Origin of the sequence: Micromonospora sp. CA-246542, assembly GCF_050942905.1 — a bacterium.
GTDB lineage: Bacteria > Actinomycetota > Actinomycetes > Mycobacteriales > Micromonosporaceae > Micromonospora.
Map to the genome: position 1 here is coordinate 5,094,395 of NZ_CP192040.1, position 23,187 is coordinate 5,117,581.

Genomic DNA, 23,187 nt, shown 5'->3' on the forward strand with positions numbered 1-23,187 from the left:
GTCGTCAGCGCAGGGCGCGGAACAGCACCAGGTAGGCGCAGTAGCCCAGCGGCACCAGCAGGAAGCAGATCGCGAACCCGAGGGGCAGGTAACGCGGCGGCGTGCCGGCGACCATGGCGGGTCTCCCCCACCGCCCCAACACCAGATAGCCCGCGAAGAACGCCAGCGCCGGCAGGCCCGCGCAGATCCACGCGCCGAGGGTGAAGCCGTCGACCAGCCCGATCCCGGACGCGAGCACCAGCGTCAGCATGAACACCCCGGCCGCCACCCCGCAGGCCGCGTAGACGGCGACCGCCCGCGCGAGCGGCGACCACGTCGGCAGCAGCGCCGGCCGTTGGGCCAGCAACTCGGCCTGCTGCCCGTGCCGGTCGGCCTCGTCGGCCATCCGCCGGGCCAACTCCAGCTCCACCACCGGGTCGACCGCCGCCGCGCGCTGTGTCGGCACCCCGCCGCCCGCCGGGCTCACGGCCGTCGGCAACGCCAGCCGCGCCTGCCCCGCCGGCAGTTCGGGGTACGCCCCGACACCCGACCGCCCCGGCACGCCGGCTGCGCCGGCGGAATCCCCGTCCCCAGCCTCGGGCGCCGCAGGCGTACCGAACCCGGCAGACGGGCCGGGCGCCGCGGGCGGACCGGACCCGACAGGTGGGCCGGGCGCCGCAGACGGACCGGACCCGGCAAACGGGCCGGGCGCCGCGGGCGGACCGGACGTACCGAACCCGGCAAACGGGCCGGGCGCCGCAGACGGACCGGACCCGGCAGGCGGGGCCGGCCAGGTGGCGGGGTCACCCGGTGGGCCGGGCGGGAACGGCGGGCCGGGCGGGGCACCGGCGTCGGGCGGCGCGGCGGCCGGTGGCTGGTCGACGCCGATCGCGCGACCGAGCTGGTCGAGACGCTGTCCCTGGGCGGTCAGCCGCTGGTGCAGATAGTCGGCGGCGGCGTGCAGGTCGCGGCGGCGCGCGGACTCGGCGGCGGTGTCCCGCTCACCGGCGCGGCGGTGCTCGGCGAGCTGTCGGGCCAGCGCCGCGTACTCCTCGAAGGACACCGTCAGCGCTCCCCGTCCGGCTCGTGCCCGTCGCGGGCGAACGGCACGATCAGCCGGGTCCGCTGGTCGTGCCGGTCGACCAGCAGCGCCCGGTCGGCACGGGGCGTGTACGCCAGGTCGTGCACCCCGAGGTGCAGGGCCAGTTCCGCGCCGGGCAGGTTGAGCGCGACGAGGCAGGCGACGTCGTCGCGGTTCTGGGTGCCGCCGAGGTCGTCGGAGAGCCGGCGCAGGCCACGCCACCAGCCCAGCAGGTGCACGCCCTGGGCGGGCCCCTGGCGCAGCACGGCCCGCAGGTCGTCCAGGCCGGAGCGGAACGTCACCGGGTCGGCCGCACCGAGTACCGGCGCGGCGGCGTCCATCCCGAACACCACCAGGTATTCCCGGCCGGCCGGCTCGGCGGCCAACTCGGCGATCCGGTCGCGCAGCCCGGCCGCGTCGAGGCGGTGCACGGGATGGCCGGCGGCCCGCAGCGTGGCCTCGGTCTCGGCGGCGACCGGGTCGGCGGCGGTGACCAGGGAGGACACCTGGAACCGGACGTCACCGGGGTTGTGTTGACGGGCCAGGCTCAGCGCGGCGGCGCGCAGCACGTCCGCGCCGGCGGGTGCGGTGCCGACGACGGCGAGGTGCCGGCCTGGGGTGGTGTCCATGAGGAACAGCGCGGTGGTGCCGTGCACGTCGACGGTCCGGCCGACCAGCGCCATGGGGCGTCGGCCACCGGGACGCAGCCCGGCGAAGGTGGGATCGTCCTCGACACGGGCCGCCTCGTACCCCTTGAAGACCGCCGGTGCCCGCGAGCCCGGCGGGCGGGCCTGCCACAGCTCGTGGCGCAGCGCCGCGAGGTCCCCGGCGGCGGCGTGCGCGTCGGGGAAGCGCAGCACGGTGTCCGCGCCGACCGCGCCGGCGGCGGTGTTGATGACGGCGGCGCCGATGGGCAGGGCCGCGGCGGCATCGTTGAGCTGGTCGAGGACGCCGCCACCGCCGGGCAACGCCACCCGCAGGGCGAACTGCCCGAAGATCGCCTCGGCCCGGCCGTAGAGCGCCTCGATCCCGGTCATGCTCTGGCTGGCCAGCACCAGGTGGATGCCGTACGAGCGGCCCTTGCGGGCCAACTCCTCCAGCAGGTCGACCGATTCGCGGGCCAGGGCGTCGTTGCCGGCCAGGAGCACGTGGAACTCGTCGATGACGGCCACGATGCGCGGCAACGGGCTGTCTCGTGGCAGGTCGGCGAGCTTGGTGACGCCGTGCCGCTTCAACGCGGTGGCCCGCCGCTGTGCCTCGCGGCGCAACTCCCGCAGCACCGCCAGGCCGTACTCGCGGTCGGACTCGATGCCGACCGCGCGGGCGTGCGGCAGCCAGGACGGGTCGCGGCCGGTGGGCACGAACTCGCTGAAGCTCACGCCCTCCTTGAAGTCGAGCAGGTAGAGCTGCAACTCTGCGGGCGAGTACCGCGCGGCCAACCCGTACAGGACGTCGAGGAGGAAGACCGTCTTGCCCGCGCCGGTCCGCCCGCCGACCAGCCAGTGCGGGGTTGCGTCATCGAAGGCGACGGTCAGCGGCGTGGCGCCGGCCCGGCCGACGACGGTGCGCAGGCCGTTGGCCGAGGACTCGGCCCAGCGCCGCTCGGGCAGCAGAGCGGCGAAGGGCAGCGCGTCGGCGCGGCGGGCGGCGGCGCCGACATGCTCGGCGAGCGCGCGGACCGACGCCGGCGGCGGGTCGCCGTCGAGCAGCACGGGGGCGGCGAGGCCGCTGCCGTCGGCGCTGAACGGGGTGCCGGGCGGGTCGCCGACGTGCGCGTACCCGTCGCTGAGCCGGATGGCGGTGGTGCTGCCCAGCGGCGGCGACGTCTCGCCGGGCAGCCGGGACGGATGGCCGGCGAGGAGCACGCAGACGGCGGCGGCCGGACCGGCGTGGGTGAGCGCGGCGAGTCGGGCCAGCTCGCGTGGCGCGGGCGCGGCGGTGGCGACGACCAGCAGCAACTGCCGTGTGGTGGGCTCGGCGTGCTGGGCGGCGCGGGCGTGCCGTTCGGCGGCGTCCAGCAGGGCGGTCACCTCGGCCTCGCTGGTGGCCGGCGGGTCGAGCACCCCGGCGTCGAGCAGCGGGCGCAGCGGGCCGAAGGTCGCGCCCAGCGCGGCGGTGTCGATGCCGGCGACCCGGACCCGGCCGGGCGGCGCGGTGGCCACGAGCCGCAGCACCACCGCCCGCAGCAACGCGGCGACCCGCCCGTCCCGGGCGTCGGTGTCCAGTGCCAGGTGGTTGCCGCCGCCGAGTGGCACCAGCACGGCGAAGCCGCCGTCCTCGGTGGACGCCTCGCCGACGCGCACCGCGACCGGGTCGTCGGTCAGGGCGGCGACGCCGGGAGTCGGTGTGGCCAGTGCGCCACCGAGGCGCGCGAGCCGGGCGACGAGGTCGGCCCCACCGGCGCGGGGCGTCGAAGGCGGCGCCGCGCCGAGCACGGCCCGGGCCGCGTCCAGATGGGTACGGGCCGCCCGGTGGGCGGTGACCGCCTGCCCGTACGCCGACGCGAGCCTGCCCACGCATCGCCTCCCACGCCACGGCCGTCCGGTTCGCGCAAACCCTAACGGACAGCGGTGACGCCGGGACAGTAACCGACCCCCGCTTTCGGATCGTGGCGACGACGTCTCCCCCCGCGCGGCAGGCCAGCGACGCTCACAGTTGTCGATTAGGTTTGCGGTGCGAACACCCGATGGAGGGAGTCCACCCCGTGCGTCGAGTCCTCACGGCGGCCACCGCCGCCCTGACCCTCACCACCGCCGGCACCATGCTCACCGGCCCGCCCGCCGCGGCCGCCCCGACGGCCTGGGGCCGACCGGTCGTCACCGCCGCGCCGCAACCCGGCGCGCCCGGGCTGGGCGACACCTACTACCCCGACTACGGCAACGGTGGCTACGACGTCTCGCACTACGACGTCCGGCTGCGCTACGACCCGGCCACCGACCGGCTCACCGGCACCACCACGATCCTCGCCACCGCGACGCAGGATCTCTCGGCGTTCAACCTGGACTTCCTGCTCGACGTCGAGTCGGTGCGGGTCAACGGCTGGGAGGCCGGCACCAGCACCGCGGGCACGCACGAACTGGTCGTCACCCCGGCCCGCACCATCAGCCGGGGCCAGCAGCTCACCATCGTGGTGCGCTACGGCGGCGTCCCGTCGGAGACCCTGGTCGGCGGCTACACCGGCTGGACGCGTACCGACGACGGGGCGCTCGCGGTCAACGAGCCCGAGTCGGCGTGGTGGTGGTTCCCGAGCAACGACCACCCGCTGGACAAGGCGACCTTCGACATCTCCGTGTCGGTGCCCACCGGCCTCGAGGTGATCAGCAACGGCGTGCAGCCGAGGCCGCCGCTGGCCGAGGCCGGCAACCGCACCCGGTGGATCTGGCGGACCACCTCCCCCACCGCGCCCTACCTGGCCTTCATGGCCATCGGCGAGTACGACATCGTCACCGACACCACGCCGGGCGGCCAGCCGGTGATCAACGCGTACAGCACGTCGCTGGGCGCGCTCGGTCCGGCCGCGCGGGCCAGCGTCGAGCGCACCGGTGAGATCGTCGACTGGGAGAGCGGGATCTTCGGCCCGTACCCGTTCGAGGCGCAGGGTGGCGTGGCCGGTCCGGTGGACGGCATCGGCTTCGCCCTGGAGACGCAGACCCGCCCGGTGTACGGGCCGGGCTTCTGGCGGCGCGGCGCCAACACGTACGTGGTGGCCCACGAGAACGCCCACCAGTGGTTCGGCGACTCGGTCTCGGTGGCCGAGTGGCGCAACATCTGGCTGAACGAGGGCTTCGCCTCGTACGCCGAGTGGCTCTGGTCGGAGGAGCAGGGCGAGGGCACCGCGCAGGAGGTCTTCGACTTCGTATACGCGAGCTACCCCGCCGAGGACGACTTCTGGCAGGTGCTGCCCGGTGACCCGGGCGCCGACCGGATCTTCGACGACGCGGTGTACGACCGGGGCGCGATGACGCTGCACCAGCTCCGGTTGGCCGTCGGCGACGACGCGTTCTTCGCGATCCTGCCGGCGTGGACGGCCGAACACCGGTACGGCAACGGCACCATCGAGCAGTTCCAGGCCCTGGCCGAACGGATCTCCGGTCTGGACCTGGACGACTTCTTCACCACCTGGCTCTTCACCGCCGGCCGCCCCGACGTGGCCAGCGCCGCCCGCAAGACCGCCCCACCGGCCGAGCCGAAGTCCTGGTCCAAGATCCGCGAGTCCCACGAGCTGCTCTCGCACTAGGTCTCGGCCCCACGTCGCCCACCCCGTCGATCATGGAGTTGTGGTGCCTCGCATGTCGGGCACTGGTGAAGCTTTCGCCCACCACAACTCCATGATCGGCGCGTGGGGAGGGGGTCAGGGGTTGGGGGTTTGGGTCGGGCTCGCCTCGACGGCACGGATGTGTCGGTAGGCGAACCAGAGCGGTGGGAACGCCCCGACCGCGAAGGACAGGTCGACGAGCGTCCAGAACCACGGGATGTCCCGGATCGGGCCGCAGATCAGCGCCAACGGGATGATCCCCGCGCAGGCGATCACGCCAACCTGCACCACCCAGACGTTGCGTACCGGGTCACGCAGCGGCCCCCAGAACGCCACCGCCAGCACCAGGTGGGCGAAGGCCAGCCAGTCGGTGCCGTAGAGCAGGAACGGGTAGTCCCGGTCCGCCGTCACCAGACCGTTGTGGACCCGTTCGATCCAGGCGACGAGCGCGGGGAACTGGCCGGCGAGCGGGTCCAGCGCGCGCAGCAGCCAGCGCACCTCGATCTCCAGTGGAAACGCGGTGGCCCCGCTCAGGAAGAGGCCGATCAGCACGATCCACAGCCACCGGCGGGTACGCCGCAACCGCTCCTCGTTGTCCATGATCGCAGCGTAACGATGATCTTCGTGTCGCCCGGTCCCGGAAGCGGTGACCGCTGTCTCAGTGCCGGGCGGTCTCGCCCGCGAGGGCCAGCTCGCCCAGTCGGAGCGGACGCGGGGCGGTGCCACCGGTGGCGACGACGCACACCGCGCCGGCGGGCCGTACGACGCGGGCCGCCCGCCACGCCGCTCGCCGTACCGGATGGCGCGGCCGTGGGACGACCAGCGTGAGGGCGCGGCGCGGCCGTGTTGCCGGTCCAGGGCGACCGCCGCCGCCGTGGTGGCGATCGCGGCGACCGAGCCGGCCAGGACGAGCGTCTGCCGTGGACCGGCATGCTCGGCCAGCCAGCCCAGCAGCAGGGCGCCGACCGCGGCGGAGACCGAGCCGGTGACCGCGAGCGCGGCGAGCACCCGGCCGCGCATCGCGCCATCGGTGTCGAGTTGGGCGCGGGTGCCGACGGTGGTGTCGATGACGACCGCGGCGGCGGCGATCGGGAGGATCACCGCGGCGAAGCTCCAGACGCCCGGGACGAGACCCGCGACGATCTGCAGACCGCTGGCCAGCAGGCCGGCGCCGACCAGGGTCCCGTAGCTCAGCGACCGCCGACGTGCGGCGGCGAGCGCGCCCACCACCGTCCCGACCGCGAACACCGTGGACAGCAGGCCGTAGCCGGAGGCGCCGGCGGCCAGCGGGCCGTCGCTCATCGCCGCCATCGTCACCTGGTAGTTGCGACCGAGGCTGCCCAGCACGAACGACAGGGCGAGCGCGAGCAGCAGGACCGGTTGGCCGCGCAGGTAGGAGAACCCGGCGCGGAGACCGTGTCGGGTCGGGCCACCGGCAGCCACCGCGCCGGCCACGGCCCCCGGCCGTACGGCGAACAGCGCCACCACCACGGCGGCGAAACTCGCCGCGTTGATGCCGAAGAGCAGCGCCGGGCCGACGACGGCGACGCCGACGGCCCCGAGGCTCATGCCGAGGATGCGTCCGGCGGAGTTGGTGAGCGAACCGAGCGCCAGCGCGTTGCCCAGCGTCTCGCGATCCACGAGGGTCGAGGACCAGCGACCCATGACCGGCCCCTCGATCGCCGAGACAGCGCCGCTGGCCAGTGAGATCGCGAAGATCAGCGGGAGGCCGCCGACCCCGGTCAGGGCGACCGCCGCGAGGCCCGCGGCGAACGCGGCGTGGGCCACCTGGGCGGTGATCAGCAGAGGACGGGCGGGAAGACGATCGGCCAGCACCCCGCCCCAGACGCTCAACAGCAGCGTGGGGGCCGCCTGGAGCAGCACGGCCACGCCCATCGAGGTCGCCGAGCCGGTCTCCTTCAGCACGTACCAGTTGACTCCGAGCACCTGCATCCAGGTTCCGATGACGGAGACGAAACCGGCGAGCGCCCAGATCCGGTAGTTACGGTGGCGCAGCGCGGCGAAGGTGGCACCCGTGGCCACGACGAACCTCCAGCGATCGACGACAGAACGGCGAGCCGATCGCGGCGCGGTTCGGCAGCCGACAAGTCTTGCCGACCTAAACCTCTTTGCCCAGATTTGTGAAGGGTCTCACCTCGGGGAATGTCCGGTCGGCACGGCGACTCGCCGTCGCGCCGACCGGACCCCCCTCAGCTCAACGGGCGGCCAGCGGCTGCGCAGCCGGCCCGACCGGGGCGGGCAACGCGCCGACACCACCGAGGTAGCCGTGTATCGCGGCGGCAACCGCGCGCCCCTCCGCGATGGCCCACACGATCAGCGAAGCGCCCCGGTGCATGTCCCCGGCCACGAACACGCCGTCCGCGTCGGTCTGCCAGTCGTCCCGGGCGTCGATAGCTCCCCGGGCGTTGCGGGCCACCCCGAACTGCTCCAACAGCGGCTGCTGCTCGGTGCCCTCGAACCCGATCGCCAGCAGCACCAGGTCGGCGGGCAACTCCCGCTCGGACCCCGGCACCACGGTCAGCACCCGCCGACCGTCCACCTTCTCGACCGTCACCTCGGCGATCCGTACCGCACGCACCTGACCGGTGCCGTCGTCCACGAACTCCTGCACCGCCACCGCGAAGACCCGCTCTCCGCCCTCCTCGTGCGCCGGGTAGTTGCGCAGGAGCCACGGCCAGGTCGGCCACGGATCCCGGGCCTCGTCGCGCTCGGTCGGCGGCTGCGGGTACAGGTCGAGCTGGTGCACGCCGGCGGCGCCCTGCCGGTGCGCGACGCCGAGGCAGTCCGCCGCGGTGTCACCGCCACCGATGATCACCACGTGCTTGCCGGCCGCGTCGATGGGGGTGCCGTCCGGCAGCACCGCCCGCGCCAACCGACGCTCGGCGGCCTCCTCGGTGGTCGCGGTCGCGACCGCCCGGTTCGCCGCGACCAGGTGCGCCATCGCCTGGTGTACGCCCCGAAGCGCCCGCCCCGGCGTCTCGGGAGTGTCCCGGCCCTGCAACGCGCCGCAGGCCAGCAGTACCGCGTCGTGCTCGGCGCGCAACTGCTCGGCGGTGACGTCGACACCGACGTGCACGCCGGTGCGGAAGCGCACCCCCTCGGCGGTGAGCTGGGCCAACCGGGCGTCGATGTGCCGCTTCTCCAACTTGAAGTCGGGGATGCCGTACCGGAGCAGGCCACCGATCGCGTCGTCACGCTCGTACACCGTCACGGCGTGACCGGCGCGGGCGAGCTGCTGGGCGGCGGCGAGACCGGCGGGCCCGGAGCCGACCACGGCCACCGACCGGCCCGACGGCGTCGGGATCGGGCGCGGGGTGAAGCCGCGGGCGGCGGCCGCGTCGGCGATCTCCACCTCTACCTGCTTGATCGTCACCGGCTGGCCGCCGGCGATGCCGAGCACACACGCCGCCTCGCAGGGCGCCGGGCAGAGCCGCCCGGTGAACTCCGGGAAGTTGTTGGTGGCGTGCAGCGACTCCACGGCGGCGTCCCAGTTGCCGGTCCGCACCAGGTCGTTCCAGTCCGGGATGCGGTTGCCCAGCGGGCAGCCGTCATGGCAGAACGGGATGCCGCAGTCCATGCACCGGGTGGCCTGCTCGCGGACCAGCTCCTCACCGGCCGGCGGGTAGACCTCCCGCCAGTCGCTGATCCGCACCGGCACCGGACGGCGGGCCGGCAGACGCCGGTCGTAACGCAGGAAACCGTTCGGGTCAGGCACGGGCCACCTCCGGGGTGGCCGCCCGCGGCGCGGGCGGCACGGACGCGGCCGGCGCGCTGAGCGCGCTCATCACCGCGTCGTCGACGTCGTGGCCGGCGGCTTCGGCGGCCTTCATGATCTCCAGCACCCGGCGGTAGTCGCGGGGCACCACGGCGGTGAACTCGGCCACCGCCTCCGGCCAGCGCTTGAGCAGCTCCTCGGCGACCGCCGAACCGGTCTCGGCGACGTGCCGCTGGACCAGCTCGTGCAGCAGCGTCTGCTCCTGCTCGCGCAGCGGCGCCAGGTCGACCAGCTCCGCGTTGACCCGGGACCGGTCCACCCGGTGCACGAACGCGGTTCCGCCCGACATGCCGGCGGCGAAGTTGCGGCCGGTCGCGCCGAGCACCACCACGGTGCCGCCGGTCATGTACTCACAGCCGTGGTCGCCGACGCCCTCGACGACGGCGACCGCGCCGGAGTTTCGCACCGCGAACCGCTCCCCCACCCGGCCGCGCAGGAAGACCTCGCCCGCCGTCGCGCCGTACAGGATGGTGTTGCCGGCGATGATCTGGTCCTCCGCGCGCTGCCCCGGCTCGGCGTCGGGGTCGAGGAACGGCGCGGCGGCGTCCGGACGGACGACGATGCGTCCGCCGGAGAGGCCCTTGCCCACGTAGTCGTTGGCGTCGCCGTGCAGCCGCAGGGTGACGCCCCTCGGCAGGAAGGCACCGAACGACTGGCCGGCGGTGCCGTGCAACACGAACTCGATGGTGTCCTCGGGCAGGCCGTCGCCGCCGAAGCGGCGGGTCACCTCGCCACCGAGCATCGCGCCGACGCTGCGGTGCTCGTTGCGCACCGCCACCTCGACCCGCACCGGCGCGCCCTCGGCGAACGCCGGGGCGGCCAGCGCGATCAGCTCGTTGTCCAGGGCGTGCTCCAGGCCGTGGTCCTGGGCGCGGACCCCGCGTCGGACGGTGCCGGCGGGCAGCTCCGGCAGGTGCAGGACGGGGGCCAGGTCGAGCCCGTGGGCCTTCCAGTGCGACAGCGCCGGGGCCACGTCGAGCAGTTCGCTCTGCCCGATCGCCTCCTCGATGGACCGCAGGCCCAGCTCGGCCAGGTATCCCCGGACCTCCTCGGCGAGGAACAGGAAGAAGTTCTCGACGAACTCCGGGGTGCCCGTGTACCGCTCGCGCAGCACCGGGTTCTGGGTGGCGATGCCCACCGGGCAGGTGTCCAGGTGGCAGACCCGCATCATCACGCAGCCCGAGACGATCAGCGGCGCGGTCGCGAAGCCGAACTCCTCGGCCCCGAGCAGCGCCGCGACCAGGACGTCCCGGCCGGTCTTGAGCTGGCCGTCGACCTGCACGGTGACCCGGTCACGCAGCTTGTTGAGCAGCAGCGTCTGCTGTGCCTCGGCCAGGCCCAGCTCCCACGGGGTGCCGGCGTGCTTGAGCGAGTTCATCGGTGACGCGCCCGTGCCACCGTCGTGACCGGAGATCAGGATGACGTCGGCCTTGAGTTTGGCCACGCCCGCGGCCACGGTACCGACGCCCACCTCGCTGACCAGCTTGACGTGCACCCGGGCCGCCGGGTTGACGCACTTCAGGTCGTGCACGAGCTGCGCCAGGTCCTCGATCGAGTAGATGTCGTGGTGCGGCGGCGGCGAGATGAGGCCGACGCCGGGGGTGGCGTGCCGGGTACGGGCGATCCACGGCCAGACCTTGTTGCCGGGTAGCTGGCCGCCCTCGCCGGGCTTCGCGCCCTGGGCCATCTTGATCTGGAGGTCGTCGGCGTTGACCAGGTATTCGCTGGTCACGCCGAACCGGCCGCTGGCGATCTGCTTGACCGAGGAGCGACGCAGCGGGTCGTGCAACCGGTCGACGTCCTCGCCGCCCTCGCCCGTGTTGGACTTGCCGCCGAGGCGGTTCATCGCGATGGCGAGCGTCTCGTGGGCCTCGGCCGAGATCGAGCCGTACGACATGGCGCCGGTGGCGAACCGCTTGACGATCTCGGTGGCCGGCTCGACCTCCTCGATCGGCACCGGCGGACGGACCCCGGTGCGCACGGTGAACAGGCCGCGCAGCGAGCCGGCCTGCGCGGCGAGCGCGTCGACCTTTGACGTGTACTGGCGAAAGACGTCGTACTGCCGGCTGCGGGTGGCGTGTTGCAGCAGGAAGACCGTCTCCGGGTTGAACAGGTGCAGCTCACCCTCGCGACGCCACTGGTACTCGCCACCGACCTCCAGCCGGTCCGAGTCGGCGGTGCCCGCCGGCGGCCAGGCCAGCGCGTGCCGGGCGGCCACCTCGGCGTGCACACCGGCCAGCCCGACGCCGCCGATCCGGCTCGGGGTGCCCCGGAAGTACCTGTCGATGAGCCGGCTGTCCAGGCCGACCGCCTCGAAGACCTGCGCGCCGCAGTACGAGGAGACCGTCGAGATGCCCATCTTGGACATGATCTTGAGGACGCCCTTGCCGAGCGCCTTGGCGTAGTTGCGCACCGCCGCGACCGGCTCGACCCCGGCGAGCGTGCCGGTGGCGATCATGTCCTCCACGGACTCGAACGCCAGGTACGGGTTGACCGCCGCCGCGCCGTACCCGATCAGGACCGCCGCGTGGTGCACCTCGCGGCAGTCGCCGGACTCCACGATCAGCGCCGCCTGCGTACGCGTCTGCTCGCGGACCAGGTGCTGGTGCACGGCGGCGGTGAGCAACAGCGACGGGATCGGCGCGAGATCGGCGTTGGAGTCCCGGTCGGAGAGCACCAGGATGCGCACGCCGTCCTCGATGGCCTCGGAGACGTGCCGGCAGATCTCGATCAGCCGCGCCTTGATGCCGGCCGCGCCGTCACGCAGGCGGTACAGGCCGGAGACCCGAACGGCCTTGAAGCCGGGCAGGTCACCGTCCTCGTCGATGGAGAGGATCTTCGCCAGCTCGTCGTTGTCGATGATCGGGTGCGGCAGCACGATCTGCCGGCAGCTCGCCGCGGTCGGGTCGAGCAGGTTGCCCTCCGGCCCGATCGTCGACGCCAGGCTGGTCACCAGCTCCTCGCGGATGGCGTCCAGCGGCGGATTGGTGACCTGTGCGAAGAGCTGGTGGAAGTAGTCGTAGAGCAGTCGCGGCCGCGTCGACAGCGGCGCGATCGGGGTGTCCGTGCCCATCGAGCCCAGCGGCTCCGCGCCGGTACGCGCCATGGGCGCGAGCAGGACCTTCAGCTCCTCCTGCGTGTAGCCGAAGGTCTGCTGGCGGCGACGCACCGAGTCGTGGGTGTAGACGGTGTGCTCGCGGGCCGGCAGGTCGTCCAGCTCGATCAGCCCGGCGTGCAGCCACTCCGCGTACGGCTCGGCGGCGGCCAACTCGGACTTGATCTCGTCGTCGTGCACGATCCGGCCGGCCACGGTGTCGACCAGGAACATCCGGCCCGGCTGGAGCCGGCCCTTCGCCACCACGTGGGCGGGGTCGAGGTCGAGCACGCCCGCCTCGGAGCCCAGCACCACGAGACCGTCGTCGGTCTGCCACCAGCGCCCCGGGCGCAGCCCGTTGCGGTCCAGCACCGCGCCGACGATCTCGCCGTCGGTGAAGGCGACCGACGCCGGGCCGTCCCACGGCTCCATGAGGCTCGCGTGGAAGCGGTAGAACGCCCGCTTGTCCGGCTGCATGCCGGGGTCGTTCTCCCACGCCTCCGGGATCATCATGAGCACCGCGTGCGGCAGGCTCCGACCGGCCAGGTGCAGCAGCTCCAGCACCTCGTCGAAGTTCGCCGAGTCCGAGGCGGCGGGAGTGCAGACCGGGAAGACGCGCCGGATGTTGCCCGGCACGTTCGGCGAGCGCAGCAGCGCCTCGCGGGCCTGCATCCAGTTCCGGTTGCCGCGGATCGTGTTGATCTCGCCGTTGTGGGCGATGAACCGGTACGGGTGCGCCAGCGGCCACGAGGGGAACGTGTTCGTGGAGAAGCGGGAGTGCACCAGCGCGATCGCGCTGTCGACCCGCTCGTCGCGCAGATCCGGATAGAACGCCGGCAGCTGGTCGGGCGTGAGCATGCCCTTGTAGACCATGGTGCGGCTGGACAGCGACGGGAAGTACGCCGGCACACCCCGCTCGGCGGTCTCCCGCTCGGCCTGCTTACGGAGGCAGAACGCCACCCGGTCCAGCTCGATGCCGCGCAGCGGGGAGCCGGCCGGTCCGGCGGGCGAGTCGGTGAGGCGGTGCGCGGCCACGAAGACCTGCCGGACCCGGGGCATGGCCGCCAGGGCGGTTTCGCCGAGCCCGTCCGGCTCGATCGGCACGTCCCGCCAGCCGAGCAGGTCCGCGCCCTCGACCAACGCGTACTTCTCGACCACCCGACGGGCGCGCGCCTCGGCGGCGTCGTCGTCGGGCAGGAAGACCAGGCCGGTGGCGTACTCGCCGGCCGGCGGCAGCGGTACTTCGGCGACGGCGCGCAGGAACGCGTCCGGCACCTGGATCATGATGCCGGCGCCGTCGCCGGTGTTGGGCTCCGCGCCCCGGGCGCCCCGGTGGTCCAGGCGGCAGAGCGCGCCGAGCCCGTTGGCGACGACGGAATGGGACCGTCGGCCGTACAGGTCCGCCACGAAGGCCACCCCGCAGGCGTCGTGCTCCTGCGCCGGGTCGTAGAGGCCCTGGGCCTCGGGGCGGGTGCCGGGCGTCGGGGACGCCTGCGGGCTGTGCGGGTGCGGCTGTGTCGAATCCGCGTACGGCTGAGCCACCGGGCCTCCTGTCGTCACTCAGGTTGGATCATGGTGGGGACGACGTCGGCCCGTGGGTCTATTGAGTCTACGTTAGGGCTGGGGGCACAAGGCCACTCAAGATTGATCACACCGTCCAGAGTCTGGGACGTGTAGTCTCGCGCGGTGGATTCGGTGCGCAAGGACGACTTCGACCGGTTGGAACGTTTCTACGACGCGGTGCCCCGCGACGTGGCCGGTGTCGAGGAGCACGGCGGGTTGGTGCTGTTCGTCCGCGAGGGTGCCGGCTGGCCGTTCTACGCCCGCCCCCGGATCGACGCCACCGAGCCGCCATCGCTGGCCGACGTGACCTCGGTACGGGAACGCCAGCGCGAGCTGGGCCTGCCGGAGGCCTTCGAATGGGTGCACGAGACGACCCCGGAGCTCCTCGCGGTGGCCCGCTCGGCCGGGCTGTCCGTGCTGGAGGCCCCGCTGATGGTCCTCGACCCGGCCGCCCTGCCCGACCCGGCGACGCTCTCCGACGTACCCGTGCGGGTGCTGGCGGCGGACTCGCCCGACTTCGCCGCGGACGTGGCCGCCCGGCGGGCCGTGGCGGCCGTGGCGTTCGGCGTCCCCGGCACCGCGCCCGGCGAGGCCGGACCGGCCGAGCGGGACGCGGCCGTCACCGAGCTGGAGGTGGCCGCGCTCGACGAGGAGCGGGCCCGCATCGCCGACGGTCGACGGATCTCCGCGCTGGCCGGCACGCCGACCGAGGGCGCGCTGGCCAGCGGCATGGCGATGCGCGTGGACGACGTCGCCGAGATCGCCGGAGTGGCCACCCTGCCGGCCGCCCGCCGACGCGGAATGGGCGCCGCGCTGACCGCCACCCTCGCCCGGGAACTGCTCGCCGCCGGGACCGGGCTCGTCTTCCTCTCCGCCGGCAGCGAGGAGATCGCCCGGGTCTACCTGCGGGTCGGCTTCCGCCGCATCGGCACCGCCTGCATCGCCGAACCCGCCGCCCTGATTCCCTGAGCCGCCCGGCCGACGCCGGTTTCGAGAACCGCGCGCGCGGTCACCTGAGCGCCGCCGGTCAGGCCGGCGGACGCCACTGGGCCGCGGAGGCGGCGGCGCTGGAGAGCAGCCGCGAGTTGATCGTGCCGAGCGCGGCGTCCCGGGCACGCAGCGCCAACCGGCCCCGGGTCTGCAGCACCGCGGACATCCGCCGGGTCTGCCGGACCACGGTCGCCGCCCGGGGACGGCGCACCCGGTCGTACGTCTGCACGGCATCGGGTAGCCGGGCCTCGCGCAGCAGGGAGGCGAGGGTGGCGGCGTCCTCGAACGCGAGGCAGGCGCCCTGCCCGAGGTGCGGCGGCATGGCGTGCGCCGCGTCGCCGAGCAGCACCACGCCGCCCGGCCCGGCCCCGAAGCCGTACGCGCGCGGCAGCGGGCGAAGCTCGCGCACCTCCTGCTGGACGAGGTCGCTCGGATCGGTGGCGTCGAGCAGCGCGCCGATCGGCGCAGGCCAGCCGGCGTACCAGCGGCGAAGGAGAGCGAGCTGGGTCTCCGGCGGCTCCGGGCGGGGAGCGCCGGCCGCCGTGGCCACCCAGTAGATGCCACCGCGCGTGGAGCCACCCGAGGAGCCCCGCTCGCCCAGCGAGGCGGCCACGAAGCGGTAGCCCGCGCCCAGCACCTCGCCAGCGATCGGCTGGTCGGCGGGCAGCCGGGGCGCCCGGTACCAGGGGATGACGGCCCGCCAGGCGGCGCAGCCGGAGCTGACCACCCGGGACTCGGGGGCCAGTTGGCGGCGGATGACGCTGTCCGTGCCGTCCGCCGCGACCACCAGGTCGGCTTCGATGGTGTGCCGCCCGTCGTTCACACCCGGTCGCTCGCCCGGATCGACACGCACGTGCCGCACGGTCACCCCGGTACGCAGCTCGACCCGGTCACCGAGGCCGGCGATCAGGGCGTCGTGCAGGTCCTCCCGGTGCACCACCACCGGCATCCGGTCGGCCGGCGTCGGCCGGGGCTGCACGAGCCAGTGCCCGTCCGGACGGCGTACCCCGCCATCGGGCAGCGGGGTGGCGATGGCGGCCAGACCGGCGCCCAGGCCGAGAGCCTGCAGGGCGCGCACGCCGTTGGGCCACAGCACCACGGCGGTCGGCTCGGGCCGGACCCGCTCGGCACGGTCCAGCAGGGTGACCTGCCACCCGGACCGGGCCAGCGCGCCGGCGACCGCGAGGCCCCGACCCCGGCGCCGACCACCACCGCGCTTCGCATCGGGCCGCCCCCGCTCAGCTGTCCCGGTCGGCGGGGCGGACGCCGGTGGCGTCGGCCCGGGCCCCGTCGCGCCCCTCGGGCGTCCCGTCCGTCGACTCGGCGGCGCGGTCCCCGTCGGCGGATGACTCGGTACCCTCCGGGAGCACGTCGTCGGCCGGCTCCGGTGGCGCCACACCGGTGTCCCGCCAGGTGGCGTACTGCTCCTCGCTGACCACCCGGTAACCCTCGGGGGCGGTGGCGCGCGCGCTGGTCTCGCGTGCGGAGACGTCGACCTGCGACAGGTCGGACTCCGTGGGCGGTGTGGCGGTGGTCGCCGCGCCGATCGGGATCAGGTACTCCCGGGGGCCACGGACCCGCACGAAGTAGGCCAACGCGCCGAGGAAGACCAGGGCCGCGGTCCACACGTTGAGCCGTACGCCGAAGATCTGGTTCGCCTCGTCGGTGCGCATCAGCTCGATCCAGAACCGGCCGGCGGTGTAACCCATGACGTACAGCGCGAACGCCCGGCCCCGCCCGAGCTTCAACCGCCGGTCCAGGACGAGGACCAGCCCGGCCACCCCGACGTTCCACAGCAACTCGTAGAGGAACGTCGGGTGGTAGAGACCCGGCTCGAGAATCGGCTGGCCGGCGTCGTCGCGCAGGGCGTGCCCCGGACTGTCCGGGTCCATCCGGTGGATCTCCAGACCCCACGGCAGGGTCGTCCGGCCGCCGAACAGCTCGTTGTTGAACCAGTTGCCCAACCGGCCGACCGCCTGGGCCAGCGGCAGACCGGGGGCCAGCGCGTCGGCCACCACGCCGAGCGGGATGCCGAGCTGCCGGGCCGCGATCCAGGCGCCGACCGCGCCACCCGCGACCGCGCCCCAGATGCCGAGACCGCCCTCCCAGATGTAGAACGCCTTCAGCGGCTCGCCGCCGGCGCCGAAGTACTTCTCCGGTGAGGTGATCACGTGGTAGACCCGGGCCCCGATGATGCCGGCGGGCACCGCCCAGACGGCGATGTCGAGCACCGCCCCGGGCGCGACGCCCCGCTGGCGCAGTCGGCGCTCGGTCACCCAGCAGGCCAGCACGATGCCGGCGATGATGCACAGCGCGTACGCCCGCAGCGGGAACGGCCCGAGCTGCCAGACGGCGGTGCTGGGACTGGGCAGGGCCGCCTGGGGGGATAGCGAGGCGATGGTCACGGGTGCACACGCTACCGCTGCGCACCCCCACAGCGGCACCCCGGGCCGCCGCACCGGGGTCGGAATGACGTCTGGTTCGTGCCGCCGGGGCCGCCGGAGAGGCCGGGCAGCACCCGTTGGAGCGTGATGCCTGTGCGTCATCAAGATGACGCACAGGCATCAGAGTTGTCGCACCCGTACCGCGAGAGCGGCGAGGGAGGCGGGCCGGGTCGGCCCGCAGCGGCGCTCAGCGGGCCGGGTTGCGAACGCCCTCGGCGAGTTCGGCGCTCAGGGTACGCAGCGCGGCCAGCCCTTCGGCCTCGGAGGAGGCGTCCAGGACGCACCGCACCAGCGCGCTGCCGACGATCACCCCGTCGGCGTACCCGGCGACCGTGCTGGCCTGCGCGCCCGTGCCCACACCCAGGCCGACCCCGACGGGCAGGTCGGTCACCCCGCGCACCCGCGAGACGAGCGTGGGAGCGGCGTCGGAGGTACGCGCCCGCGCGCCGGTCACCCCCATCACCGCCGTGGCGTAGACAAAGCCCCGGCAGTGCTCGACGGTCATCGCGAGCCGCGCGTCGGTGGACGACGGCGACACCAGGAAGGTGCGGTCCAGCCCGTGGGCCTCCGAGGCGGCCAGCCACTCCGCCGCCTCGTCGGGAATCAGGTCCGGCGTGATCAGGCCGGTGCCACCGGCGGCGGCCAGGTCACGGGCGAACACGTCCACGCCGTACCGCTCGACCGGGTTCCAGTAGGTCATCGTGACGACCGGCGCGCCGGTCGCCGCGACGGCCTCGATGATGCGCAGCGCGTCGGCTGTACGGACGCCGCCGGCCAGCGCGATGTCGCTGGCCTTCTGGATGACCGGGCCGTCCATCACCGGATCGGAGTACGGGATCTCCACCTCGATGACGTCGACGCCGGCCTCGACCATCGCCGTCATGGCCGCGATGCTGCCCTCGACGGTCGGGAACCCGGCCGGCATGCAACCGACCAGCACGGCCCGCCCGTCGGCCCGGGCCTTGTCGAACGCGACCCCGATGCGGCTCATCTCAGCGCTCCTTGTCGAGGATGCCGAAGTAGTCCCCGGCGGTGTGCACGTCCTTGTCGCCCCGGCCGGAGAGGTTGACCACGATGGTGGGCTCCCGGCCCAGCTCGGCGGCGAGCTTCGGGGCCAGCGTCACGGTGCCGGCGAGCGCGTGGGCGCTCTCGATCGCCGGAATGATGCCCTCGGTGCGGCAGAGCAGCTCGAAGGCGGCCATCGCCTCCGCGTCGGTGACCGGCAGGTAGCTGGCCCGGCCGGTGTCGTGCAGCCAGGCGTGCTCGGGCCCGACGCCCGGGTAGTCCAGACCGGCGGAGATCGAGTGCGACTCCAGCGTCTGACCGTCGGCGTCCTGCAGGACGTACGTGCGGGCACCGTGCAGCACGCCCGCCGACCCGCCGGTGATGCTCGCGGCGTGCCGACTGGTGGTCACCCCGTCGCCGCCGGCCTCGAAGCCGTAGAGCCGCACGTCCTCGTCGGGGACGAAGGCGTGGAAGATGCCCAGCGCGTTCGAGCCGCCGCCGACGCAGGCGGTGACCGCGTCCGGCAGCGCGCCGGTCAGGTCGAGGCACTGCTGCCGGGCCTCGTCACCGATCCCCCGGACGAAGTCCCGCACCATGGCCGGGAACGGGTGCGGCCCGGCGGCGGTGCCGATCAGGTAGTGGGTCTCGTCGACGTTCGCCACCCAGTCGCGCATCGCCTCGTTCATCGCGTCCTTGAGGGTGCGCGAGCCGGTGGTGACCGGTACGACGGTGGCGCCGAGCATCCGCATCCGGGCCACGTTGAGCGCCTGCCGCTCGGTGTCGACCTCGCCCATGTAGACCACGCACTCGAGGTCGAACAGGGCGGCGGCGGTCGCGGTGGCGACGCCGTGCTGGCCCGCCCCGGTCTCGGCGATCACCCGGGTCTTGCCCATCCGCTTGGTGAGCAGCGCCTGGCCGAGCACGTTGCGGACCTTGTGCGCGCCGGTGTGGTTGAGGTCCTCCCGCTTGAGCAGCACCCGGGCGCCGACCTTCGCGGAGAACCGGCGGGCCTCGTAGAGCAGCGACGGTGTGCCTGCGTAGTCGCGCAGCAGCGCGCCGAACTCGGCCCGGAAGGACTCGTCCGCGATCGCCGTACGCCACGCCCCGTCGAGCTCGTCCAGCGCGGCCACCAGGGCCTCGGGCACGAACCGACCGCCGAAGCGGCCGAAGTGACCGGCGGAGTCGGGCTGCGAACCGGCCACCGGGGCCAGCGCGTCGGCGCTCATCGGACAATCCTCTCGGTGGGGCGTCACACCGGCGCGGTCAGCGCACCGGCCGGGGCGTCGCCGGGTGGTTACCGGCGTTGACCAACTCGGCCACCGCCTCGCGTGGGCTCTTCTGGGTGACCAGTCCTTCGCCGACCAGGACCGCGTCGGCGCCGGCGGAGGCGTACCGGATCAGGTCGTGCGGCCCGCGAACGCCGGACTCGGCGATCTTGACGACGCTGCTCGGCAGGCCCGGCGCGATCCGCTCGAACACCGAGCGGTCCACCTGAAGGGTACGCAGGTCACGGGCGTTGACCCCGATCACCTGCGCGCCGGCCTCCAGGGCCCGGTCGGCCTCCTCCTCGTCGTGGACCTCGACGAGCGCGGTCATGCCCAGCGACTCGATCCGCTCCAGCAGGCCCATCAGCACGTTCTGCTCGAGAGCGGCCACGATCAGCAGCACCAGGTCGGCACCGTGCGCGCGCGCCTCGTGCACCTGGTAGCTGGAGACCACGAAGTCCTTGCGCAGCACCGGCACGGTGACCGCGGCCCGAACGGCGGCGAGGTCGTCCAGCGAACCGCCGAACCAGCGCCCCTCGGTCAGCACGCTGATGGCCCGCGCACCGCCCGCCGCGTAGTCGACGGCGAGGTCGGCCGGATCGGCGATCTCGGCCAGCCGGCCCTTGGACGGCGAGGAGCGCTTGACCTCGGCGATGACCGCCACACCGGGCTTGCGCAGCGCGGCGTACGCGTCCAGCGGCGGCGGCGCCGCCGCGGCCAGTTCACGGATCCGTTCCAACGGAACCTGCTCCTGGCGACGGGCGACATCCTCGCGCACGCCAGCCAGAATCTCGTCGAGCACGCTTACGGACGCCGCCTGACCGGCCTCGTCCCCCTCCGCGTGCGCATGCTCAGCAGTCACCAACGGACTCCCCTCTCCGGGTGTCATGGGCCGATGCTAGGGGCACCCGACCGAGGCCGGGAGCCGGGGGTATGGCGCTGCTCACGAAAAGGCCTGCGGCATAATGGCCGACTTGCCGTGAAGGGGATGTCACGCAGCGCCACCTCCGTATCGACCACCGTCACACGACGAGAGCCCGGCGGCTCCGGTCGAACCGGGCCGACCCATCGATCATGCCATCCACCGCCGATCACCGCCCGGCGACAGCGACCGCAGTCGATGTTGTGAGCAAGCTCAAGGCCGAACGGCCCCTCCCAGGTCGCGGGCGGGGCGGGACAGTTGACGGGGCGGTCACCCCGACGAAACGTCGGCCGGTGAGCATCGTCCTCGGGCAGACTCGATGACGCGCCTGCCCGACCGTCGCCGACTCCTCGTGTGGAGTGAGCCATGAACACTGCCGAGTCGAACTCCAGCATCGGACTGACCACAATCTCGCGGACCATGGCGTCGTTCGCCGTCGGGGTGGTGCACACCCTGGAGCGGGCCGTCGTCGGCGAGGGCCGGATGCGCACGGCCCGCGGTAACGCCTGGGAGGCGGTCTGCGCCGACCGGGCCCGCGCCGACCGACGCGCCGAGCTGGACCGCCTGGTGGCCGAGCTGACCGCCACCCGCGCCGCCGCCCACCCGCAGCGGGAGCGTCAGCCGGTCGTCCGGGAGCGGGACCGTCAGCCGGTCGGCTGATCAGCCGGCCGTCGGGTCCTCGCCCCGGTCCAACGCGTCCCACGCCTCGGTGGTCCGCCGACCGGCCATCGGGCCCGGGGTGGCAGCCGTCGTCGGCCTACTCTCCGTGACGGTCCGCGTCGGCCGCTCGTACCGGGCGCCCATCGCCGGCCACCCGCCGCCCCGCAACGCCGTCCACCCACCACCCACGGCGACGAGCAGACCGCCGACCAGGCAGAGCGCCGGCCACTGCCGACTCACCACACCGTCGAGGTCGGCGACCAGTCCGTAACCCGCACCGGCCGACACCGCCAGGCCCAACGCCCCCAGCAGCACACCCAGCAGCCGCCGTACCCGACCCCGGGTGGCCAGCACCGCGCCACCACCGGCCAACGCCACCACGGCCAGCGCCGGCAGCCACGGCAGCAGGACGGCCCCGCTGCGGGCCTCCCGCACCGGCGGCAGCGGCGCCGGCCGCGCGGTCAGCTCGACCGACCAACCCCGGGTCGCCATCCACAGCGCCAGGCCCGCGCCAGCGAGACAGAGCAGCACCGCGTACGTCAGCTCGCGCCGACCCTTCACGTTCATCGGGCAGCCCGCAGCGTTTCGGCGGCGGCGATCGCGGCCAGCACGGCGGCGGCCTTGTCGCGGGTCTCCTGCTCCTCGGCGGCCGGATCCGAGTCGGCGACCACTCCGGCCCCGGCCTGCACGTAGGCGCGGCCGTCGCGGATCAGCGCGGTCCGGATGGCGATCGCCATGTCCAGGTCGCCGCCGAAGCCGAAGTAGCCGACCGTGCCTCCGTAGACGCCACGGCGTACCGGCTCCAGCTCCTCGATGATCTCCATGGCGCGTACCTTGGGCGCGCCCGAGAGCGTCCCGGCCGGAAAGGTCGCCGCGAGCGCGTCGAACGCCGAACGGTCCTCACGCAGCGTGCCGGTCACGGTGGAGACGATGTGCATCACGTGGCTGTACCGCTCGATGGTCGCGAACTCGGGCACCTGGACGCTGCCCGGCTCGCAGACCCGGCCCAGGTCGTTGCGGCCCAGGTCGACCAGCATGACGTGCTCGGCGCGCTCCTTGGGATCGGCGAGCAGCTCGGCGGCGAGGCCCGCGTCGGCCGCCGGGGTGCCGCCGCGCGGGCGGGTGCCCGCGATCGGGTGCAGCAGCGCCCGCCGCCGCCCGTCCGCGCCGGCGGTGACCTTCAGGTGCGCCTCCGGCGACGAGCCGACGATGTCGAACCCGTCGAAGCGCAGCAGGTACATGTACGGGCTGGGGTTGCTGGTGCGCAGCACCCGGTAGACGTCCAGCGGGTCGGCGTGGGTGGCCCGCTCGAACCGCTGGGACAGCACGATCTGGAAGCACTCGCCCGCCCGGATCGCCTCCTTGGCCGCCTCCACGGCCTTGACGTAGCCCCCCTCAGGCGTACGACAGACGACCTCGCCGGCCGGTGGGCGCGCGACCGTCGAGATCATCGGCGGGATGGGTCGGGACAGCGCGGTGGTCATCGCGTCGAGGCGGCCCACCGCGTGGTGGTACGCGGCGGTGACGTGCGCGTCGCGGTCCGCCGCGTCCAGCGGTGGCAGCACCGCGTTGGCGACCAGGATCGCGGAGCCGTCGTAGTGGTCGAGCACCACCAGGTCGGTCGCGAGCATCATGCCCAGCTCCGGCACGCCGAGGTCGGACTCGGTCAGCTCGGGCAGCCGCTCGAAGCGGCGGACGAGGTCGTACCCGAGGTAGCCGACCATGCCCCCGGTCAGCGGCGGCAGGCCGTCGCCCGGTCCGGGCGGCGGCCCGGCGAGCGCCGCGACGGTGTCCCGCAGCACCCGCACCGGGTCACCGTCGGTCGGCAGCCCGGCCGGGGGCTGCCCGAGCCAGGTCGCCGCGCCGTCCCGTTCGACGAGGGTCGCGCTGCTCCGGACCCCGATGAACGAGTACCGCGACCAGGCCGTGCCCGCCGAGCCGACCCCCTGCTCGGCCGATTCGAGCAGGAAGGTTCCGGGCCCGCCGGCGAGCTTGCGGTAGACCCCCACCGGAGTCTCGGCGTCGGCCAGCAGCCGTCGGGTGACCGGTACGACACGCCAGCGGGCGGCCAGTTCGGTGAAGGTGGCCACGTCGGGGCTCACCGCGCCGTCGGTCATGCGCCGACCCGCCTCT

General features: G+C 74.0%; 14 protein-coding genes and 2 pseudogenes. 3 read left to right on the plus strand and 13 right to left on the minus strand.

Features of this window, described 5'->3' with window-relative positions; translation table 11 throughout:
* Positions 1-4: 4 nt before the first annotated feature.
* Positions 5-1,042: a hypothetical protein gene (locus tag ACQP0N_RS23480; RefSeq protein ID WP_433114152.1), complete on the minus strand. Its 1,038-nt coding sequence runs from the start codon at positions 1,040-1,042 to the stop codon at positions 5-7.
* 2 nt (positions 1,043-1,044) lie between these two features.
* The gene (locus ACQP0N_RS23485; protein ID WP_433114154.1) at positions 1,045-3,576 is read right to left on the minus strand and encodes an FtsK/SpoIIIE domain-containing protein; all 2,532 of its coding nucleotides are present in this window, start codon (positions 3,574-3,576) and stop codon (positions 1,045-1,047) included.
* A 188-nt stretch (positions 3,577-3,764) separates the two neighbouring features.
* On the opposite strand from ACQP0N_RS23485, the gene ACQP0N_RS23490 reads away from it, so the two are divergent.
* Positions 3,765-5,297: a M1 family metallopeptidase gene (locus ACQP0N_RS23490; RefSeq protein WP_433114156.1), complete on the plus strand. Its 1,533-nt coding sequence runs from the start codon at positions 3,765-3,767 to the stop codon at positions 5,295-5,297.
* A 114-nt stretch (positions 5,298-5,411) separates the two neighbouring features.
* Here the strand turns inward: ACQP0N_RS23490 and ACQP0N_RS23495 are convergent, their stop codons facing one another.
* The 4 genes and pseudogenes from ACQP0N_RS23495 to gltB form a co-directional block, all read right to left on the minus strand.
* Positions 5,412-5,915, minus strand: coding sequence for a hypothetical protein (locus ACQP0N_RS23495; protein WP_433121771.1), 504 nt, complete (start codon positions 5,913-5,915; stop codon positions 5,412-5,414).
* Between the two features lie 330 nt (positions 5,916-6,245).
* A pseudogene (locus ACQP0N_RS23500) lies at positions 6,246-7,358 on the minus strand (MFS transporter); the annotation flags it as partial.
* Between the two features lie 172 nt (positions 7,359-7,530).
* Entirely contained in the window at positions 7,531-9,051 is a 1,521-nt protein-coding gene (locus ACQP0N_RS23505; RefSeq protein WP_433114158.1) for a glutamate synthase subunit beta, read from the minus strand.
* Entirely contained in the window at positions 9,044-13,747 is a 4,704-nt protein-coding gene (gltB, locus tag ACQP0N_RS23510) for a glutamate synthase large subunit (RefSeq protein ID WP_433114160.1), read from the minus strand. Before gltB ends, ACQP0N_RS23505 begins: the two co-directional genes overlap by 8 nt.
* 153 nt (positions 13,748-13,900) lie before the next feature.
* On the opposite strand from gltB, the gene ACQP0N_RS23515 reads away from it, so the two are divergent.
* Positions 13,901-14,737 (plus strand): GNAT family N-acetyltransferase, encoded by an 837-nt coding sequence (locus ACQP0N_RS23515; protein ID WP_433121773.1) that lies wholly within the window; start codon positions 13,901-13,903, stop codon positions 14,735-14,737.
* Positions 14,738-14,795: 58 nt separating this feature from the next.
* On the opposite strand, the pseudogene ACQP0N_RS23520 reads toward ACQP0N_RS23515, so the two are convergent.
* From ACQP0N_RS23520 to trpC, 5 genes and pseudogenes are all read right to left on the minus strand, one after another.
* Positions 14,796-15,982 (minus strand): annotated as a pseudogene (locus ACQP0N_RS23520) (FAD-dependent oxidoreductase).
* A 14-nt stretch (positions 15,983-15,996) separates the two neighbouring features.
* Positions 15,997-17,163 carry a prolipoprotein diacylglyceryl transferase gene (gene lgt / locus ACQP0N_RS23525; protein ID WP_433114161.1) on the minus strand — a complete coding sequence of 389 codons (1,167 nt, stop codon included), beginning with the start codon at positions 17,161-17,163 and terminating at the stop codon, positions 15,997-15,999.
* Positions 17,164-17,389: 226 nt separating this feature from the next.
* Positions 17,390-18,193, minus strand: coding sequence for a tryptophan synthase subunit alpha (gene trpA, locus ACQP0N_RS23530; RefSeq protein ID WP_425889552.1), 804 nt, complete (start codon positions 18,191-18,193; stop codon positions 17,390-17,392).
* A gap of 1 nt (position 18,194) precedes the next feature.
* Positions 18,195-19,433, minus strand: a complete 1,239-nt coding sequence (gene trpB, locus ACQP0N_RS23535; RefSeq protein WP_433114164.1) for a tryptophan synthase subunit beta — start codon at positions 19,431-19,433, stop codon at positions 18,195-18,197.
* Positions 19,434-19,470: 37 nt separating this feature from the next.
* Entirely contained in the window at positions 19,471-20,274 is an 804-nt protein-coding gene (gene trpC, locus ACQP0N_RS23540) for an indole-3-glycerol phosphate synthase TrpC (RefSeq protein ID WP_039906616.1), read from the minus strand.
* A gap of 486 nt (positions 20,275-20,760) precedes the next feature.
* Here trpC and ACQP0N_RS23545 point away from each other — a divergent pair, with 486 nt between their 5' ends.
* Positions 20,761-21,054: a hypothetical protein gene (locus ACQP0N_RS23545; protein WP_433114166.1), complete on the plus strand. Its 294-nt coding sequence runs from the start codon at positions 20,761-20,763 to the stop codon at positions 21,052-21,054.
* On the opposite strand, the gene ACQP0N_RS23550 is transcribed toward ACQP0N_RS23545, so the two are convergent.
* Together ACQP0N_RS23550 and ACQP0N_RS23555 are read right to left on the minus strand one after the other, a co-directional pair.
* Positions 21,055-21,621 carry a Trp biosynthesis-associated membrane protein gene (locus ACQP0N_RS23550; RefSeq protein WP_433114168.1) on the minus strand — a complete coding sequence of 189 codons (567 nt, stop codon included), beginning with the start codon at positions 21,619-21,621 and terminating at the stop codon, positions 21,055-21,057.
* Positions 21,618-23,171, minus strand: a complete 1,554-nt coding sequence (locus ACQP0N_RS23555; RefSeq protein ID WP_433114170.1) for an anthranilate synthase component I — start codon at positions 23,169-23,171, stop codon at positions 21,618-21,620. The genes ACQP0N_RS23550 and ACQP0N_RS23555 overlap by 4 nt, the downstream gene beginning before the upstream one ends.
* Between the last annotated feature and the right edge of the window lie 16 nt (positions 23,172-23,187).